Here is a 13,742-nt window from a genome sequence, read left to right as displayed (position 1 = left end):
GCGCTGACCTTCGGCGCGGCGGCCTGCTCGAACCCGGGCGGCGGCGCCGCGGGGTCGGGCGCGAAGGACTCGGCGGTCGTCGGCATCGCCTACGAACCGGACAGCCTCAGCCCGCTGCTCGGCTACGGCAAGGACGGCAATTCCAAGATCTTCGACGGGCTGCTCACCCACGACAAGGACATGAGGCTCCGGCCCGCCCTCGCCGCCGAGCTGCCCGAGGTCAGCCCCGACCGCCTCACCTACACGTACAAGCTCCGCAAGGGCGTGAAGTTCAGCGACGGCACACCCTTCAGCGCCAAGGACGTCGTCTTCACCTACCGCACCGTCCTGGACGAGAAGACCAACAACGCCTCCAGGACCGAGCTCGACGCGGTCAAGGACGTCAGGGCCGAAGGCGACGACACCGTCGTCTTCACACTCAAGTACCCCTACGCGCCCTTCGCGCAGCGCACCGTACTGCCCATCGCCCCGGAGCACATCGCGGGCCGGCAGGACGTCAACACCGGCCCGTTCACCACCAAGCCGATCGGGACCGGCCCGTACATCCTCACCGGCTGGTCCAAGGGCGAGAAGATCACCTTCAAGGCCAACCCGGACTACTGGGGCGGCGCGCCCGCGGTGAAGAAGTTCACCATGGCGATCATCAAGGACGACGACGTCCGCGCCACCCGGCTGCGCGCCGGTGACCTCGACGGCGCCATCCTGCCGCCCAACCTCGCCAAGGGGTTCGAGGGCGAGCAGGGCAGGAAGACGCACCGCGCCACCACGTACGACTACCGGACCGTCACGCTCCCCACCCACAACAAGGTCGCGGGCGACACCGCGGTGCGACGGGCGCTCGACATCGCCGTCGATCGGCAGGCCATGGTGGACAGCATCCTCGACGGTGCCGGAAAACCCGCCTACGGCCCCGTCCCCACCGGCAACGAGTGGTTCGCCGAGGGGACGGAGCGCCGCCACGACCTGGCAGGCGCCAAGAAGATTCTCGACGAGGCCGGCTGGAAGCCCGGCAAGGACGGCATCCGCGTCAAGAACGGCGTCCGCGCCGCGTTCCCGCTCTGGTACCTCACCGGCGACAAACTCCGCCAGGACCACGCCCTCGCGTACGCCTCCGACGCCAAGAAGGCCGGCATCGACATCACCACCAAGGCCGGCACCTGGGAAGTCATCGAACCGCGGATGGAACACGACGCCGTGCTCGCCGGCGGCGGCGCGCCGGGTGACCCCGACTTCGACCAGTACCTGCTGCTCAACTCCGCCCTCGCCGGCGACGGCTTCAACAACATGGCCGGGTACGACAACCCGGCCGTCGACAAGGCACTCGACACCGGCCGCCGCACCGACGAGAAGGCCGCCCGCCAGGCCGCGTACGACACCGTCCAGCGCGAACTGGTCAAGAACCCCGGATACACCTTCCTCACCCACATCGACCACCTGTACGTCGTGAACGACGCCTGGGACGGCCTCACCACCCAGACAGAACCGCACGACCACGGCCTGGCCTCCGGCCCGTGGTGGAATGTCGAGGACTGGACACCGAAGAAGTGAAACGCGCCCTCCCCGCCGCGGCGATGGCGCGGATGGCGGGACGGCGGGCGTTGCTCGCCGTCCCGGTCCTGCTGACAGTGACCTTCGCCGTATTCGCCGTGGCCGCCGCCTCGCCCTTCGACCCCGTCAAGGCCTACACCGGCAGCGCCGGCCTCACCGCCTCGCAGGAGAACCTCGACCAGATCCGCGCCAACCTCGGCGTGGACCAGCCGCTCGTCACCCGCTGGTGGGACTGGCTGACCTCCGCGCTGACGGGTGACCTCGGCGAGTCCAGCGTGATGCGGCAGCCGGTCGCCGACGTGATCGCGGAGCGGATCGGCTGGTCCGCGCTGCTCGCCCTCACCGCCTTCGGGCTGGCCATCGTGCTCGGCACCGCCCTCGGCGTGCTCGCCGCCCGTCGCCGCGGCGGACTGCTCGACCGGTGCGTCAGCTCACTCGCGTACACCCTCGAGGCCGCACCCGCGTTCTGGCTCGGCCTCCTCGCGATCTGGTTCTTCGCGCTCGAACTCGGCGTCCTGCCGGCCGGCGGGCTCACCGATACCGCCAGTGACACCGTGACCGCCGGACAGGTCGCCACGCACCTGGTGCTGCCCGCCGCGGTCCTCGGCGTCAGCCAACTGCCGTGGTTCTTCCTCTACGTGCGCCAAGGCGTCGGCGACGCCCTCGACGAGGACCCGGTGCGCGGCGCCCGCGCACGCGGCCTCGCCGAGAGCACCGTGCTCCTCGGCCACGCGCTGCGCTCCGGCATACTGCCCATGCTCACCCTCATCGGTTCCCGCGTACCCGAACTCATCACCGGAGCCCTGCTCGTGGAGACCGTCTTCAGTTGGCCGGGCATCGCCGCCGCGACCGTGCAGGCCGCCACTTCCGTGGACTTCCCGCTGCTCGCCGCGCTCACCGTGCTCGCGACGGCGGCCGTCCTGCTCGGCAACCTCCTGTCCGACCTGCTGTACGGACTGGCCGACCCGAGGGTGGGCTTCCATGGCTGACCTCGCCTGGAAGTCCCAGGGCCGCACCCGCCGCTCCACGCGCACAGTACGCGTCGCCGTGTCCACCGTGGTCGTGGTGGCCGTCGCGCTGGCGGTCCTGCTCGTCCCGCCGCTCGTGCAGCTCGACCAGCAGGCCGTCGACCTGTCGATGAAGCTCCGGCCGCCGTCCCTCGCCCACCCCTTCGGCACCGACGACGTCGGCCGCGACCTGCTGCTGCGCTGCGTCTACGGACTGAGGGTCTCGCTGCTCGTGGGGCTGGTCGCGGCCCTTGTCGCCACCGTCATCGGCACCGTGGTCGGCGCGGCCGCCGCGGTGTTCGGGGGCTGGACCGACCGGGCCCTGATGCGGCTGGTGGACACCTTCTCCTCGGTACCGCACCTGCTGCTCGGCATCTTCGTCGTGGCCATGTTCCGTCCGGGAGTCGGGCCGGTGATCGTGTCCGTCGCCCTGACGCACTGGCTCTCCACCGCCCGCATCGTCCGCTCCGAAGTGCTGTCGCTGCGCGCACGCCCGTACATCGACGCGGCGATCAGCGGCGGCGCGACCCGGTGGCGGGTCGCCGCACGCCATCTGCTGCCAGGGGTGCTGCCGCAGGCCGGACTCGCGGCCGTGCTGATGGTGCCGCACGCGATGTGGCACGAATCGGCGCTGTCGTTCCTCGGCCTCGGGTTGCCGACCCACCAGGCGAGCCTCGGCAACCTGGTGCAGTCCGCCCGCGGTTCGCTGCTCGCCGGCGACTGGTGGCCGACGCTGTTCCCCGGCCTGTTCCTGATCGTTCCCACGCTCGCCGTGGCCGGGCTGGCCGGTGCCTGGCGCGAACGGCTCAACCCCCGCCGCCGATCGGAGCTGATGCTGTGACCGTGCCGTCCACCGACCCGTCGCCGGCCGTTGGGCCCGAGACCCCGGCCGTCTCCTCCGTCTCCTCCGTCTCCTCCGCGGCGCGGCGCGTGCTTGCCGTGCGCGGCCTGTCCGTGCGCTTCAAGATGCGCGACGGGCGGCATGTGGCAGCCGTCAACGACGTGACGTTCGACCTCGCGGCCGGAGAGTGCCTCGCACTCGTCGGAGAGAGCGGCTGCGGCAAGTCCGTCCTCGCCTCCGCCCTCCTCGGCCTGCTTCCCGCGAACGCCCGGACCGCCGGGTCCGCCGTCATCGACGGTGTGGAACTGCTCGGCGCCGGCGAACGCACCCTCGCACGCACCGTGCGGGGACGCCGGATCGGTCTCGTCCCCCAGAGTCCCGCCGCGCATCTCACCGCCGTGCGGACCGTCGGCGCGCAACTCACCGAGACCGTGCGCGCGCTGACCGGGCTGCGCGGCGCCGAGGCCCGCGAAGCCGTCCTCACGGCAGCGGCACGGGCCGCGTTCCCCGCCGGCCACCTCGACCGGTACCCGCACGAGCTCTCCGGAGGACTGGCACAGCGCGCGGCCACCGCGATCGCGCTCGTCGGCGACGCGCCGCTGCTGCTCGCCGACGAGCCGACGACCGGCCTGGACCGGGAACTCGTCGACCACACGGCCGACGAACTGCGCCGGCACGCCGACGAAGGGCGCGCACTCCTACTGATCACCCACGATCTCGCGGCAGCCGCCCGGACGGCCGACCGGGTCGCCGTCATGTACGCCGGCCGCATCGTCGAAATCACGTCCGCCGAGACCTTCTTCGGCGGCCCCGGACCGCGCCACCCGTACGCGCGCGGTCTGCTGAACGCCCTGCCGGAACGGGAGTTCGCCCCCATCCCCGGCCTGCCCCCCGAGCTGGGCGACCTGCCGGCCGGCTGCGCGTTCGCCCCCCGGTGCGCCCGGGCCGACGACGCCTGCACGGTCCTGCCCCGGTTCGACGGCGGCGTCGCCTGCCACCATGCGGAGGACCGGCATGTTTGAACTGCGGGACGTCATCGCCGGGTACGACCGCCGCGAGCCGGTCGTACGCGGCGCCTCACTGACCCTCGCCCCCGGCGAGGCGGTCGGCCTGCTCGGCCCCAGCGGCTGCGGCAAGTCAACCCTCGCGAAGGTCGCAGCCCTTCTGCACCGGCCGGCCGCCGGCCGGGTCGTCATCGACGGCGAATCCGTGAACGGATGGCGCCACGCGGCCCCGCGCACCCTGCGCACCGCCGTCGGTGTCGTCTTCCAGCAGCCCCGGCTCTCGGCGGACCCAAGGCTGCGGCTCCGCGAGGTGATCGCGGAGCCCTTGCGGGCCGCGGGCCGAAGCCGGGCCGACGCCGCCGCCCGCGCGCTGGAGACCGCGGAGACCGTCGGTCTCACCGGCGAACTCCTCGACCGGCGGCCGCACGAGGTGAGCGACGGTCAGCTCCAACGCGCCTGCCTGGCCAGGGCGCTGGTGCTGCGGCCGCGCTGGCTGGTCTGCGACGAGATGACGGCCATGCTCGACGCGTCGACGACCGCCGCGCTGGTGAACGTGGTCGAGGACTACCGCCGCGAACACGGGGCGGGCCTGCTCGCGGTGGGCCACGACCGCGTCCTGCTCGACCGCTGGTGCGACCGCACGGTCGAGTGGTCCCGCATCGCGCAAGCGTGAGCCCTGAGCGGCGTACGACCTTGTTCCCGGGCAGGGCCGGCCCCGGACGGCGGGCCGACGCGCCACATGACGGATGGCCGAACTCTTGGTGCCACCCTGCCCATTGAGGCCGGCCCGACGGATACTCACCGGTGTCCCTCCCGACCCGCAGAGCCCGGAGGTCATCCGTGCCGACCACTCGTCGCACAGCCGTCACCACCCTCGCCGCCGCACTCGCCGGTGCCGTCGCGGTGCCGTCCCAGGCCCGCGCCGCGGCACGTAGCGGCGCACCGGACGGGCCGGCGCCGCTGCGCAGGGCCCACGCGCACAACGACTATCTGCACGAACACCCCCTGCACGACGCGCTGTCGCACGGCTTCACCAGCGTCGAGGCCGACATCTTCCTCGTCGACGGCGAGCTGCTCGTCGCCCACGAACCGGCCGAACTCGACCCCGCCCGCACCCTGCGCTCGCTCTACCTCGATCCACTGCTCGCCCGGGTGCGCGCCAACCACGGCAGCGTGTACCGGGGCCGTCGCCGCCCCGTCCAACTGCTGATCGACATCAAGACGGACGGCGTCGCGGCCTACCTGGAGCTCGACCGCCAACTGCGCCAGTACCGGGGCATGCTGAGCAGCTGCGCCCACGGGCACGTACGCCTCGGCGCGGTCACCCCGGTCATCTCCGGGGACCGCGCGGCCCGCGCGCCGATGGAGGCGCAGCGGGTGCGGTACGCCTTCTACGACGGCCGCCTCGACGACCTCGCCGCGGCCGATCCCGCTCCGGCCTCCTTCATCCCGCTCATCTCCAGCAACTGGACGCACAGCTTCAGCTGGCTCGGCACCGGTGAATTCCCGGCGGCGGAACGCGAGAAGCTGCACACTCTCGTCACCACGGCCCACCGGCGCTCCCAGCGGGTCCGATTCTGGGCCACGCCCGACTTCGAGGGGCCGGCCCGCGACGCCGTCTGGCACGAACTGCTCGCCGCCGGCGCCGACCACATCAACACCGACGACCTGGCCGGTCTGGAGCGCTTCCTGCGCGTTCACGACCGCGGGTGACCACCTTTCCGCCCGATCTCCGAGATGCACCCGTACGGCGGACACGCCAGTCGGCCGTACGGGACCTCCGCTGCGCCAGACTGGCCGCCGAATGCCGCAATTCCGGCGCGGCGAAGGAGGTTGGCGATGGCCATTTCGATCTCGGTGGTGCTGCTCCTGCTGGTGCTCGCAGTGATTTTTCTGCGGAGCGGAGGGCTGAAGATGAGCCACGCGGTCGTCTGCGCGCTGCTCGGCTTCTTCCTGGCGGGCACCAGCATGGCGCCGACCATCCAGGAGGGCATCGCGGCCACGGCCAACGTCGTCGGGAGCCTGCGTCCCTGAGTAAGCAGCCCGCAGGCCGGGCATCCGCACGGCGAACCGGTGCCGAACCGACGGCAGAGCACTAGGCGATGGGAAGAACGCAATGCCACTCGAGGGTGAGTACGAGCCGAGCCCCGAACAATGGGTCCGCGATCAGGTCGAGGAGTACGAGAAGTCCGGCGGTACGAGCGGCACCACGCTGCGCGGGATGCCGGTCGTCATCCTCACCACGCGCGGCGCCAGAAGCGGAAAGATCCGCAAGACGCCGCTGATGAGGGTCGAACACGCGGGCGCGTACGCCCTGGTCGCCTCCCTGGGCGGATCGCCCAAGCACCCGGTCTGGTACTACAACGTGAAGGCCCATCCGCAGGTCGAGCTCCAGGACGGCCCGGTGCGCAGGGACATGACGGCGCGTGAGGTGACCGGCGCGGAGAAGGCCGTGTGGTGGGCGCGCGCCGTGGAGGCGTTCCCCGACTACGAGGGCTACCAGCAGAAGACCGAACGGGAGATCCCGGTCTTCGTCGTCGAGCCGCCGGACCGGGACCGCTGATCCGCGAGGACCGCCGCCGGATCAGGAAAGGTTGACGAGGCGGATGTAGCGGACCCAGTCCCAGTGGGGGCCCGGGTCGGTGTGGGTGGCGCCGGGCACCTCGGAGTGGGCGATGATGTGCGCCCGGTCCTTGGGGATGCCGTATCGGTCGCAGACCGACGCGGTGAGCGCCGCGGACCGCTCGTAGAGGGCATGGGTGAAGTACGCGGGCCGGTCGACCCAGCCCTCGTGCTCGATGCCGATGCTCCACGTGTTGTAGTTCCAGTTGCCCGCGTGCCAGGCGACGTCACGCTCCCGCACGCACTGCGCGATGTGTCCGTCGGAGGAACGCACCACATAGTGCGCGGACACCCGCCTCGCCGGGTCACGGAAGATGGCGAGCGCGTCCTCGTAGGTCTCCTGGGTGACATGGACGACGACGTACCGCACCGGGTAGGCCGTGGGCCTGCTGGAGGCCGTGTAGTTGGCGGACGAGGCCGGCCGCCACTCGGCTGACGGGTAGTCCGTCACCGCGGTGGTGCCCGCCTGCGCGCGGGGCGCGGGCAGCAGGGCGTGGGCGGCGGCCGTCGCGGCGGCGCCCCGAAGCAGAGATCTGCGGTCCATGGGCCTTCTCCTGGTGGGGGTGTGCGGGGACACGGCAGGACAAGGCCGATGAGAGCCTTGGGCACCACGGTACCGGCGACCGGGTGAACGGCGGAAGAACGCGACTGCCGCAACTGCCCGTAGCCACAACGGAGTTGGTGATTGGCCGGGGCGGCCCCCGGCCGTTCGCGCGGCTGCGGCGAGGGCAGTGCGCACGGACCGTTTTCGGGCCGGTCGCGTACGGGCCCGGGACGCCCACGCAATCCCGGAGCCCGTACCCGACGGTGTGTCAGTCGGCCTCGCGCGACGCGCCCGCGAGGGCCTGCGCCGGGTCGGGCGACCCGGGTCCGGCCGGCGCCCAGGCGCCCCGCTCCTTGCGGAAGGGCCACCAGTTCCCGTCGCGGCCCAGGCGCAGCTGCTCGCCGGTTCCGACGACCGTCCACCGCGCGGGGCCCGAGGGGCGCAGCCGAGGGCGGTCCGGCTCCGCCGCCCAGGCCGCCGCCAATGCCGTCGCCGCACGCGTCTGCTGCTCCTCGTCCGGTGCGAAGTCCTCCTCGAGCACCGCGAGTCCGGCGGCCCCGCCGTACCGCCACGCCCGTGCCGCGAGGTCGAGATCACCGCGGGTGCGTTCCGTGCCGGCGGCCAGCCGGGCGGCGATCACCGGTCCGGGGACCGACGCGGCCATCCGCACCGCGTCCTCGCCCCGCGTCAGGACGGGCTCCGGAGGCTGCCCGGCATGGCCGGGCGCCAGTGCCTGGGCCAGCATCCGGTGCGCGCGTGCCGCCGCGTCGGCGGCGAGGAACTCCAGCGCCGCGGCGTCCGGACCGCCCTCCGGAGCCGTCCCGGTATCGAGGGCCGGAGCGGGGCCGGGCCCGTCGGGAAGCGCCGGCGGAGCGGGCAGCGGCGGCAGGATGCCGTCGGCCGCGAACGTCTCGTCGGCACGCACCCCGGCCGGCTCCGCCGCCTTGTCCTCGTCGTCCGCCCGGCCCGCCGCCGGCGGGTTCGCCCGGGCGACGCTCCGCAGCTGAAGTTCGTCCAGCACGCGGCGCTCCCCACGTCCGCGCATGAGCAGCAGTACGAACGGGTCCTGGTCCAGCAGACGCCCCACCTCGTAGCAGAGCGCGGCCGTGTGCGGACAGTGGTCCCAGGCGTCGCACGTGCATTCGGGCTCCAGGTCACCGATCCCCGGCAGCAGCTCCACGCCGGCAGCGGCGGCGTCCTCCACAAGATGCGGCGGCATGTCCCGGTCGAGCAGCGCCGCGATGTGCCCCGCGCTGTCCGTGGCCACGTCGAGGAAGCGTTCCCAGTCCTGCTCGCCGAGTTCCTGGAGCAGTACGTCGCTGCGGTACGCCGTGCCGTCGCGGTCCCGGACCACCGCGGTGATCCGGCCCGGACGCACCGAGACGGCCCCGACCGCCCCCTCCCGTGCGTGCCGGCGGCCCTTCTTCAGCTGCGCGCCGTCAAGTGCCGTGTCCTGAAGGGCCTTGAGCCAGGCCTGCCCCCACCATGTCTGCGCGAAGCCCCTGCCACGCGCGGGCGGGAGGGCGTCGAAGGTCCGCGTCAGTGCCTCGGGTCCGGTCATCGTCCCGCTCCTCGCAGTTCCACCAGGTCGGCCAGCTCGGCGTCGGTCAGTTCGGTGAGGGCGGCCTCGCCGGCCCCCAGCACCGAGTCGGCCAGGTCCTTTTTGCGTTCCAGCATCTGCGCGATGCGGTCCTCGATCGTTCCCTCGGCGATCAGCCGGTGCACCTGCACCGGCCGGTCCTGCCCGATGCGGTAGGCGCGGTCGGTCGCCTGTGCCTCCACGGCCGGGTTCCACCAGCGGTCGAAATGCACCACATGCTCGGCCCGGGTGAGGTTCAGACCGGTGCCCGCCGCCTTCAACGACAGCAGGAACACGGGCACTTCGCCGTTCTGGAAGCGGTTCACCATCGCCTCCCGCTCGGGTACCGGCGTGCCGCCGTGCAGGAACTGCGTCCGCACGCCCCGCCGGGCGAGATGCCCCTCGAGCAGCCGCGCCATCCGCACGTACTGGGTGAACACGAGCACGCTCGCGCCCTCGGAGAGGATGGTGTCCAGCAGCTCGTCGAGCAGTTCCAGCTTGCCGGAGCGGCCTTCGACGCTGGGCCGTTCCTCCTTGAGGTACTGCGCCGGATGGTTGCAGATCTGTTTGAGCGCGGTGAGCAGCTTGACCACCAGACCACGCCGTTCCATGCCGCCGGCCTCGGAGATCGCGGCGAGCGTCTCGCGCACCACCGCCTCGTACAGGCCGGTCTGTTCGGCCGTCAGCGACACCGCGCGGTCGGTCTCCGTCTTGGGCGGCAGCTCGGGCGCGATGCCGGGATCGGACTTGCGCCTGCGGAGCAGGAAGGGCCTCACCAGTGCGCCCAGTCGCCGGGCGGCAGCCGGGTCGGCGCCGCCCTCGACGGCCTGCGCGTAACGGCTGCGGAAGGTGCCGAGCCGCCCGAGCAGGCCGGGGGTGGTCCAATCGAGGATCGCCCACAGCTCGGACAGGTTGTTCTCCACCGGCGTTCCGGTGAGCGCCACACGGGCCTTGGCGCCGATGGTGCGCAGCTGCCTGGCGGTCGCCGAGTAGGGGTTCTTGACGTGCTGCGCCTCGTCGGCGACGACCATGCCCCAGTCGGCCTCCGCGAGCCGGGCCGCGTCGAGGCGCATGGTGCCGTACGTGGTGAGGACGAACTCCCCATCAGCGAGCCCTTCGAGGGACCGGGCGGCGCCGTGGAAGCGCCGTACGCGCGTGCCGGGAGCGAACTTGCCGATCTCCCGCTGCCAGTTGCCCATCAGGGACGTCGGGCAGACCACGAGGGTCGGACCGGTGGCCGAGGGGTCCGTCTGCCGGTGCAGATGGAGCGCGATGAGCGTGATGGTCTTGCCGAGTCCCATGTCGTCGGCGAGGCAGCCGCCGAGGCCGAGGGACGTCATCCGGTGCAGCCAGTTGAGGCCGCGCAGCTGGTAGTCGCGCAACGACGCACGGAGCGCTGCCGGCTGACCGATCTCCTGCGGCCCGCCCTCCGGTTCGGCGAGCCGTTCGCGGAGCCGTTCGAGCGCGCCGGACGCCTCCACCTCGACCGTACGTCCGTCGACCTCCGCCGTGCCGGTCAGCACGGCGCCGAGCGCGTCCACGGGGGACAGCTTGCGGTCCTGGCTCTCGCGGGCGCGCCGTGCCTCCGCCGGGTCGATCAGCACCCACTCGTCACGCAGCCGCACGACCGGCCGGCCCGCCTCGGCCAGCTGGTCGAGCTCGGCGCGGGTGAGCCGGTTCTCACCCAGGGCGAAGCGCCAGTTGAAGGACAGCAGGGCGTCCGACGACAGGAACGAGGGGAGCCCTGACGACTCCTGGCCCGATGCCTGCTCGCCGTCGTCGGGCGGGCCGATCACGGCGCGCGCCGTCAGGCGCCGGGCGAGCTGCCGGGGCCAGTGCACCTGGACTCCGGTGGCCGCGAGCGCCCGTGACGCATCCCCCAGCAGCTCGGTGACCTCCTCGTCGGCGAGGTCGACGGCGTCCGGCACGGCCGCCTGCAGCAGCGGCGTGAGCGAAGGCCAGGCGTGGGCCGCCCGGCGCAGCGCGAGGAGGGCGTCGAGCCGGGCCCGCGGCCCGAACGCGGCTGCCGAGGACCCGGATCCCGCCCACACGTCGGCGGCATCGGCCACGAGCGCCGGGTCGCTGACGCTGTGGATCTGCAGGACGGCACGGAACCGGGGAGCGTCGTCCGCCGGGCCGGCGTCCTCCAGGCCCGGCAGTTCGACCCGCAGCGAAAGTCGTACCCCCGCGTCGTGTCCGGCGGCGATGTCCGCCGCCCAGGCCCGCAGCCCGGGCAGATGCTGCGCCTCCGGCGCGGCGAACGCCGTTGCTCCGGCGGCGAGCGGAGCGGCGGGGGAGCGGGGCAGCCCGTCCGCGACCGCGTCGAGGAACTGGCGCAGCAGGCGCTCAGGTCGGGGCAGCAGCAGCGTCCCGGCCGGCCCGTCCACGGGTACGGCGTGTGCGGCGGGCGGCATGGAGGCGGCCAGCGTACGCATCCCCTCCAGGTCCTCGGGTGCGAGCGGTCCCATCCGCCAGGCATCCATGCCGGTGGGGCTCAGGCCGGGCAGGAGGAGTCCGCGGGCGGCGAGTTGGAGGGCGAGGAGCGAGGCCGCTCCCCAAAAGGCCGCGGAGCCGGAGGAGTCCGCACCGGCGCGGGCGCGGGTGAGGACGGGCAGTGCCTCCGGAACGGGCAGCAGGAGCGCCGGCACGGTGACCGTGCGGGGGCCGGGGACGACGACGGTGAGCGGGGCGAGCCCGGCGTCGTCGACGGGCAGCTCCTTGCCGTCGGAGCGCCAGAAGGCGAAGAGGCCAGTGCGCGCGGGATCGCCCGGGAGGAAGATCGCCGAGCAGGCGGCGAGGGCGTGAAGGACCGAGGAGTCGACAGCGGGGGAGGAGGTTGCCGAAGGGAGCACATGCACGACGATGACGCATTCCTCAAATTTGACTACCGCAGGACGGAAGCGCCGAGGGTACACCACCGCTACGAGTTCACGGCGGCCGTCACGCGGTGATGTGGCTCACTCCACGCCGTCGACGGGACTGCCGTACCGTCGGGGGTACAGCCAGCGCCACCCCGACGGGCGGGATTGCCCCCGCCGAGCCCCGGGTGGTGGCGCCATCGCCCCCAAGGGCCCCGGTCCATACGTTTATCAGGCCGGAACAGTCGGACAGTTCCCGCATCCGGCGCAGCAACCTTCTTTCGCGCGCGTCCGGCACACCCGCCGTCCACAGACCGGAGACCCACCATGCCCCAGGGCACCGCCGTCCTTCCCCCGCCCACCGCCGCCGCCGAGGTCCCCACGGGCCGCCGGTCCGGCGCGGGCAGCGAGTTCGCACCGCTGCTGCGCACGGTGAAGGAACAGGGCCTGCTGGAGCGCCGCGCCGGCTGGTACGCGCGTGGCATCACCGTGAACCTGCTGGCCCTCGCCGCCGTCGTCACCGGCGTGGTGCTGGCCGGTGGCTCGTGGTGGGTGCTGCTCCTGGCACCGCTGCTTGCGCTCTTCTCCACCCGTGCCGCCTTCTTCGGTCACGACGCCGGCCACGCGCAGATCGCCGCGGACCGCCGCAAGAACCGGATCATCCAGCTCGTGCACGCCAACCTGCTCCTCGGCATGAGCCAGGAGTGGTGGAACGACAAGCACAACCGGCACCACGCCAACCCCAACCACGTCGACAAGGACCCGGACGTCGCCGCCGACGTCCTGGTCTTCAGCGAGAAGCACGTGGCTGGCCGCGCCGGGCTGCGTGGCTGGCTCACCCGCCACCAGGCATGGCTGTTCTTCCCGCTGACCACCCTCGAGGGCATCGCCCTCAAGATCTACGGTTTTCAGGCGGTGTTCTCCCGCGCCGGCGGCCGCCAGAAGCGCGGGGAGCGTGTCCTCGAAGGCGCGCTGCTCCTCGCCCACGTCGCCGGGTACGCCGCCCTGCTGCTGACCGTCATGCCCGTCGGCCAGGCCGTGCTGTTCGCCCTCGTGCACCAGATGGTCCTCGGCCTCCACCTCGGCATGGCCTTCGCCCCGAACCACAAGGGGATGGAGATGCCCGACGAGGAGACCGGCAAGGACTGGGGCCATCTCCGCCGGCAGGTCCTCACCTCCCGCAACATCCGCGGCGGCCGCGTCACGGACTGGTTCCTCGGCGGCCTCAACTACCAGATCGAGCACCACCTCTTCCCGAGCATGCCCCGCCCCCACCTGAGGCTCGCCCAGCCGCTGGTGCGCGCGCACTGCCGGGCGCTGGGCATCCCGTTCACGGAGACCGGGCTCGTCGAGTCCTACCGCCAGGCCCTCACCCACCTCCACGAGGTCGGCGAGCCGCTGCGGCGGACCGCATAGTGGAAAAGCCGCGCGGGACCGCATAGTGGAACCGTGGGGCGAGTGCGCACGTTCTCACAGCAGGAGCGGCCACAGCCGCGGAGGAGGCGTCGAAATGTCGACACGTACGAAGATCGTGATCGGGGGAGTGGCCGTAGGCCTGCTCCTGATGCCGCTGCTCGGATTCTGGCTGTCGCTGCTGGTGGTGCTCGGCGTGCCGGCGGTGGCGTACCTGATGCTGGACCCGAGCCAGCGCCGCAGACTGCGGCGCGTCTCCCGCAAGGAGATCGGCCGCTGAGCACCGCCGTGGCGGCGCCCTGACGACCTTGAGGCCCGCTCCGCCC

13 protein-coding genes are annotated in these 13,742 nt (G+C 72.6%); 10 read left to right on the top strand and 3 right to left on the bottom strand.

The window, feature by feature from the left end:
- From ACWGH4_RS18780 to ACWGH4_RS18745, 8 genes are all read left to right on the top strand, one after another.
- Window positions 1-1,548, top strand: a 1,548-nt coding sequence (locus tag ACWGH4_RS18780) for an ABC transporter substrate-binding protein (protein ID WP_453461954.1), incomplete at its 5' end; no start/stop codon positions are given.
- Between the two features lie 23 nt (window positions 1,549-1,571).
- The gene (locus ACWGH4_RS18775; protein ID WP_453461957.1) at window positions 1,572-2,537 is read left to right on the top strand and encodes an ABC transporter permease; all 966 of its coding nucleotides are present in this window, start codon (window positions 1,572-1,574) and stop codon (window positions 2,535-2,537) included.
- Window positions 2,530-3,396 carry an ABC transporter permease subunit gene (locus ACWGH4_RS18770; RefSeq protein WP_441262445.1) on the top strand — a complete coding sequence of 289 codons (867 nt, stop codon included), beginning with the start codon at window positions 2,530-2,532 and terminating at the stop codon, window positions 3,394-3,396. The genes ACWGH4_RS18775 and ACWGH4_RS18770 overlap by 8 nt, the downstream gene beginning before the upstream one ends.
- Window positions 3,393-4,418, top strand: coding sequence for an ABC transporter ATP-binding protein (locus ACWGH4_RS18765; protein WP_453461950.1), 1,026 nt, complete (start codon window positions 3,393-3,395; stop codon window positions 4,416-4,418). Before ACWGH4_RS18770 ends, ACWGH4_RS18765 begins: the two co-directional genes overlap by 4 nt.
- Entirely contained in the window at window positions 4,411-5,073 is a 663-nt protein-coding gene (locus ACWGH4_RS18760; RefSeq protein WP_453461947.1) for an ABC transporter ATP-binding protein, read from the top strand. The genes ACWGH4_RS18765 and ACWGH4_RS18760 overlap by 8 nt, the downstream gene beginning before the upstream one ends.
- Before the next feature lie 167 nt (window positions 5,074-5,240).
- Window positions 5,241-6,113 carry a phosphatidylinositol-specific phospholipase C/glycerophosphodiester phosphodiesterase family protein gene (locus ACWGH4_RS18755; RefSeq protein WP_453461944.1) on the top strand — a complete coding sequence of 291 codons (873 nt, stop codon included), beginning with the start codon at window positions 5,241-5,243 and terminating at the stop codon, window positions 6,111-6,113.
- 126 nt (window positions 6,114-6,239) lie between these two features.
- A complete protein-coding gene (locus ACWGH4_RS18750; RefSeq protein ID WP_005307764.1) occupies window positions 6,240-6,434 on the top strand; it encodes a hypothetical protein in 195 nt (64 codons plus the stop codon).
- Between the two features lie 82 nt (window positions 6,435-6,516).
- Complete coding sequence (locus tag ACWGH4_RS18745) at window positions 6,517-6,963, top strand: nitroreductase family deazaflavin-dependent oxidoreductase (RefSeq protein WP_453461941.1); 447 nt, start codon at window positions 6,517-6,519, stop codon at window positions 6,961-6,963.
- Between the two features lie 21 nt (window positions 6,964-6,984).
- Here the strand turns inward: ACWGH4_RS18745 and ACWGH4_RS18740 are convergent, their stop codons facing one another.
- The 3 genes from ACWGH4_RS18740 to ACWGH4_RS18730 all read right to left on the bottom strand — a co-directional run bounded on the left by ACWGH4_RS18740 (window position 6,985) and on the right by ACWGH4_RS18730 (window position 12,003).
- A complete protein-coding gene (locus ACWGH4_RS18740; RefSeq protein WP_453461938.1) occupies window positions 6,985-7,566 on the bottom strand; it encodes an N-acetylmuramoyl-L-alanine amidase in 582 nt (193 codons plus the stop codon).
- 268 nt (window positions 7,567-7,834) lie between these two features.
- Window positions 7,835-9,127 (bottom strand): SWIM zinc finger family protein, encoded by a 1,293-nt coding sequence (locus ACWGH4_RS18735; protein WP_453461935.1) that lies wholly within the window; start codon window positions 9,125-9,127, stop codon window positions 7,835-7,837.
- On the bottom strand, window positions 9,124-12,003 hold the full coding sequence (locus ACWGH4_RS18730; RefSeq protein ID WP_453461932.1) for a DEAD/DEAH box helicase: 2,880 nt from the start codon (window positions 12,001-12,003) through the stop codon (window positions 9,124-9,126). Before ACWGH4_RS18730 ends, ACWGH4_RS18735 begins: the two co-directional genes overlap by 4 nt.
- Before the next feature lie 327 nt (window positions 12,004-12,330).
- On the opposite strand from ACWGH4_RS18730, the gene ACWGH4_RS18725 reads away from it, so the two are divergent.
- Window positions 12,331-13,419 (top strand): fatty acid desaturase family protein, encoded by a 1,089-nt coding sequence (locus ACWGH4_RS18725; protein WP_453461929.1) that lies wholly within the window; start codon window positions 12,331-12,333, stop codon window positions 13,417-13,419.
- Between the two features lie 94 nt (window positions 13,420-13,513).
- A complete protein-coding gene (locus ACWGH4_RS18720) occupies window positions 13,514-13,696 on the top strand; it encodes a hypothetical protein (protein WP_005307749.1) in 183 nt (60 codons plus the stop codon).
- Window positions 13,697-13,742: the final 46 nt, after the last annotated feature.

The organism is Streptomyces sp. NPDC054847 (assembly GCF_053610925.1).
The sequence above is the reverse complement of the archived record's forward strand: the minus strand, read 5'-3'. Positions and strand labels throughout refer to the sequence as shown.